This window comes from Paenibacillus sp. 01L418 (assembly GCF_056400045.1).
Map to the genome: position 1 here is coordinate 1 of NZ_JBFTSN010000517.1, position 5,018 is coordinate 5,018.

Annotated in this window: 5 protein-coding genes and 1 pseudogene; 4 read left to right on the forward strand and 2 right to left on the reverse strand. The window is 36.1% G+C overall.

Going from position 1 to position 5,018, the window contains the following annotated elements; all coding sequences use genetic code 11:
- Both AC1DSE_RS31760 and AC1DSE_RS31765 read right to left on the reverse strand, forming a co-directional pair.
- Positions 1-268: hypothetical protein (locus tag AC1DSE_RS31760; RefSeq protein WP_477528794.1), on the reverse strand; the 268-nt coding region annotated here is incomplete at its 3' end.
- A 271-nt stretch (positions 269-539) separates the two neighbouring features.
- Positions 540-1,133, reverse strand: a complete 594-nt coding sequence (locus AC1DSE_RS31765; protein ID WP_477512963.1) for a hypothetical protein — start codon at positions 1,131-1,133, stop codon at positions 540-542.
- A gap of 930 nt (positions 1,134-2,063) precedes the next feature.
- On the opposite strand from AC1DSE_RS31765, the gene AC1DSE_RS31770 reads away from it, so the two are divergent.
- From AC1DSE_RS31770 to AC1DSE_RS31785, 4 genes and pseudogenes are all read left to right on the forward strand, one after another.
- Complete coding sequence (locus AC1DSE_RS31770; protein ID WP_477512962.1) at positions 2,064-2,351, forward strand: hypothetical protein; 288 nt, start codon at positions 2,064-2,066, stop codon at positions 2,349-2,351.
- A 415-nt stretch (positions 2,352-2,766) separates the two neighbouring features.
- Positions 2,767-3,089, forward strand: a pseudogene (locus AC1DSE_RS31775) (aminopeptidase); the annotation flags it as partial.
- Positions 3,090-3,589: 500 nt separating this feature from the next.
- Positions 3,590-4,117, forward strand: coding sequence for a DUF6597 domain-containing transcriptional factor (locus tag AC1DSE_RS31780; protein ID WP_477528795.1), 528 nt, complete (start codon positions 3,590-3,592; stop codon positions 4,115-4,117).
- 165 nt (positions 4,118-4,282) lie between these two features.
- Positions 4,283-4,654, forward strand: a complete 372-nt coding sequence (locus AC1DSE_RS31785) for a DUF8051 family protein (RefSeq protein WP_477512960.1) — start codon at positions 4,283-4,285, stop codon at positions 4,652-4,654.
- The last annotated feature ends 364 nt before the right edge of the window (positions 4,655-5,018 follow it).

Here is a 5,018-nt window from a genome sequence, read left to right on the forward strand (position 1 = left end):
GTATGGTAACGGTGTTGTTACCAATTCTTACTGGTGAATTGGTATCCCAATTAAAGACCATAACGGTTGCGGTTATCGGTGAAGATCTCCGATTCATGACTTCGGTATGGGCAAATGTTGTACTCGGATTTTTTTTGAGAACACCTGTGCTTCTAACAGTACCCGAAGTGGTGTTTTTCACCCGAACTTGCTTTTTTAACTGAGTATTCAATTTTTTCTTCATCGCGCTGGTCTTTACTACTCTCTTAGCTGATGTTTTAATTTTCACTATATCATCTCCTATATGGGGAATAATATAGTATATATAAAATTGATAGATTTGTTTGTGCGGTATTACTAGTAGATAAGCACATTTAATAGAATTGAAAAACTTACTTTTCATTGTACATGAGTGGATATCAATACACACTAATAGACAGTATGGTTCGCGAATACGACGGCAGCCATGGACGAGAAATAAAGTCCTAGAAAGCCGCTGCTATCATTGAACTATCATTCCCCGTTAGTGGAACGATAGATTCCATTTTGAAATCGTTATTTTATGAAATCAAGTCTGAACTTTTATGAGGCTCCTCATCTTCATTAAAATAATCTATATAATATCCTTCTGAATCCCAGTAATCTTCATACTCTTTATAAATATCGTTGATATTATTCTTTGGTAACCCACAATTCTCTAATAGCCATTCTCTTATATAATTAATATCCTTATTCTCATCTTCCTTGATGAAATCCATAATTGCGGATTCTTTTGCAGCATTATCTGGGACATAAATAACAAATGAAGCGTTAAAAGTCCTCATAAATCCATAGCTAACATTCCTCAGCAACTGTTGTATCTCATTATCTACTAAAAATCCTTTCCATCTAAAATAATGATGAAAATAACATACTTTCTCTGACAATGTAAGTGATATTCCACAGGGACCTGCCAAGCTATTTGTTCCGTCTGCACTATCAAAACTTGTACGCCACTTCCTCACATTATCCTTTGGATTGAATGGTAAAAGTGTATCAATAAACTCACGAATTAATGGAAATCGAGAACTGTTTTCATTTAAATCATTGCATAACTCTATTATTTCAGTTTTTTTAAGGTTATGTGACATATACGCAGTAAAATTCATTCCCACAGATGACACCACCGAGTAAATGATTAGAGATTGATACTAATAATTTCCGAATACCTAAGGTATTCGAGAAGTAATTACACTAACCTGCCCGTTAGTTTAATAAAATGAGCAGGACACCAAAGCCTGCTCTAATGCAGACAAATATAGTTTGAGAATCATACTTTTTGCAAACTAATTGCTGACTATATATAGAAATGTTAGTGCTATGCTCAATATGAAATTATTCAAGAATAAGCTGGAGGGATTAATGGATAAGTAGTGCAGCCACATTAAAAAGATTTTTTGAGGAAAAGGAATCAGAAAACCGAACTTATTTTATAAAACATAATGGTTCCGTTCATATGATAGAGTATGATTTTTTAATTGATGTAATAATCATGAGCAAAAGAAGATCCTGGGCATCATTGTTCAAATTGATTTTAAAAATGGTGATGTACATCATTTTTTAGAGCATCTGGCTACAGGGTATGTAAAGACCAATTACTAATCAAGATTTCGATGATTATACCGTATCAAAATGTGTGATAAGTAAATGAAACGTACCAAAAATCAAATATATAGTTTTTGAAACGCTTTATTGTGTCTTTTTTATGTGTATCAAAAAGCATGCTTTCTAAAATGGTTAAATGTCCTGTTCAATTTTAACAGTTGAGCATCTCTGGATGTAAAATTCCTAGAAAGACGCTGTTGAATGAAGTTAATGATACTTTTCATGCAAAAGCATTTGTAACAGAAGTTATATAACATGAATCATTCATAACATACTATTTTTACCATCACTTTGTTTTTTGTAATCAAAAAATATCTCAACTAAATACCAATCTTGCTTCAAGTTTTTTATCTTTTAAAAGTATACTTTCAGGAATTACAATAATACTTAACTCATTTTCTCCGATATATAATATTAATTCAATGAGAGGAAGTTGAGAAATGTCTATATCAACAAATAATCAAATTTTTGCTGTTTCTATCATCATTTTTACAATAGTGGTAATAATTCAACACTTGCATGAAATTAGTAAGATTAATGCACCAATCAAGCAAGTAATGGATAAGTTGAATTTAGGGAAAGTAGACGAAACACTGAGATTATATAAAGCTTATATGAGCTTGGCTGAGTCATCCTTTGAGAAATTTAGAATTACTAAGTTAAAATTAAAAACTTATGAAGGAGGTCTTGCACTACAACATACGTTGATCTTATTAGTAAGTTTATAGTGCCATTAATACTAGCTTCATTTACAATCTTTATATCAATTAATGCGAGCCTCCTTGTTTTTGCAAATAGTAATAAAGAGCAAGATTACGAAGGTTATAAAGAGTCGATTGTTCAAATTATCCATAGTTTTAAAACGAGTTCAGAATCATACTCTTCATTTTTTCTTTGTTTTTTATTATTTTTTTTCCTTCTTAACACTTACTTCTTATTAAATTCAAGACGTACAAATATAAAGAATAAACATCTGATAATAATTGAAGAAGTAGAAAAAGCCTGGATAGGTAAACTTAGAGAATACAAAAGAGAAAAATAATTAACGGCCTTACCAGGAGGTAGTCAAGATTTTCTTTATTCCCCTCCAAACAAACTCTATACTCCTAAAGTGTGATGATGCCGTTGTGGCTAAGAAATAGATTGCCGGATACTGATGAAGGTGCATCCTATCTCGGTGAGGTGGCTTTAGTACCGCATGATTCCCCGATCTCCAATTGAACAGAGTACTTTACAATACCGGCATTGACGAGAATGCTTCCTGTCATTTGGCGCTAGGAAGTGCTTATCCTGTTAATATGGAAGGAAGGACGAAACCATCCAGCGAAGAACTTCTGGAGCGGGGCGTTAATGTAAGTCTTACGCATGTTGACTTTATGATCGGCTGCGCAAATCTTGATGTTGATGGCGAACTTCCTGACGGAACCATCGAGCCTGTCTTCCAACAAGGGAATGGGGCTTTCTAGGAGGACTGTTCACTCGACGGCGAATTGTGGTTTTGCACAGCCACGGTTCGCCTCTACCAACATGAAAAAGGACACCTCAGAGGTGTCCTTTTTGCGTTGAGTGGAGTCTCGAGGGGGCGAACCCTGGGTTAAGTCCGCGCGGACTGGAGCGAAGCGTAGAGAGCACGGAGTTTATATCCAACCTCTAATATCGTCAGCGGGGGATAGACATCGTGAGCAAGTAAGATGGAGATATGAACAAGGCCCTCACCTCCACCATGGGAAAGCCCGGCCTCATACGGTTAGGACTTTTGTTACACTCAGAATTGTAGACATCAAATTTATTGAGAATTGAAAATCTGTTTGGTTGTTGATATTGTGTTTACAATAAACTAGAAAATTAATAGCGGGTTTTATCGAGACATGTTTTTTCCCCTTGAAATGACCTATGGAATTCGAGTTCAAGGGAAACGTGGACAAAAAGTGGATAATCACCAGTTTTTTAGAAGGAGATGCATACGATGATTCGAACTTTTGAACCAATAAATGCCTTACATAAGATAGTGGGCTATATTTGGGTCGTAGACTTCGACTTTCTCTCTGATGACAACAGAGAAGATATAATTATGCCACTGGGGTATATCAATATCATTTTCAATTATGGGTCTGCCTATAGGCAGGTGGGAGAAGATCAGGAAATGGTGATCCCCAATACGGTTGTGATTGGTCAAATGAAAAGCGTGAAATATGTTCGATACGGACAACAGCTGTATCAAATCGGGATTTCATTAACTCCATTAGGGTTTATACAATTGTTTCATGTGCCCAGCCTCGAATTGGCAGAGCGAATCGTTCAAGCCATCGATGTGGACCCTGATCTAGATGAACTATACCGAATGATGATGAAATCTAGAGATGTGGAGCAACATATCATAACAATCAATCATTATTTGCTGCATAAAATGGCGTTGAATAAGAAGGATACTATGATCAGTCCCACCTCATCAAAACATCCAAAAGATTTGCAGGCAAAACCGTCAAAGAGTTAGAGAAACTGCCGCATGAATTAACCCTTAGTTATGTATGGCATGGTCAGAAGTAATAAATACCTGATCATAGATGCTGATTTTTTACAATACATGTTTTATCCTTCCTGTTAATCTTGAGACACTAACAAATGAGAGGAAGAGATAACGATGCAGGATATTATGATCATGGCAAGTTTACTAGTGTTTTTAAATGTAACATTATTGGCGATATTGGTTCCGGGAGGACCGATTGAGAATAGAGATTTCTCAAAATTAAAGGGAGGTGTATTTTGGGGGTTTAATCTGTTTCTTATCTTGCTTGGAATTACGTCGTTTATCGCGTGCTATCTCTTGTTGATATCACATCCAAATGCCATTTTAATCACACAAATCATCGCTGTTTCATACTTTATCGTGTACATTATCGACTTAGCGGGTATCTTTCCAAAATCACCGACTAAAATGTCTAAGCCACTTGCGCTGTTCGAAGTCATTAACGCATCCATGGCTGTATTCCTCTTCCTCTTTGTGACGGCGATTGTGCACATCGGTTCGTGAGGGCAGGAACTGTGTATGTTGTTTTTACGGTTTAGCAACGTCCGAAATAGCATTCGACTATTTAGTTGATAAAGGTAGGCTTTGTTTATTCAGATAAGCCATAGGTGCAAGCAGCTGTAATATTTAGCAGACGAGAGTATATCTTCAGATGTTCTTATTCAAGCCTAAATGCTTTAACATATTGAAGATAGCTTTCCTATAATAGAGAAATTTCTATTATCTGACCCAAATTATAGCCGGTTCGGAGCGATACTAGGGTGACATCAAAACTGTGACTACACCCGTAGAAACCTATGTTGCGTTATCTTCGGACAGGAATCCGATCCCCTTCGCCCCCTCTGTCCGAAAAATAGAAAACCCGATC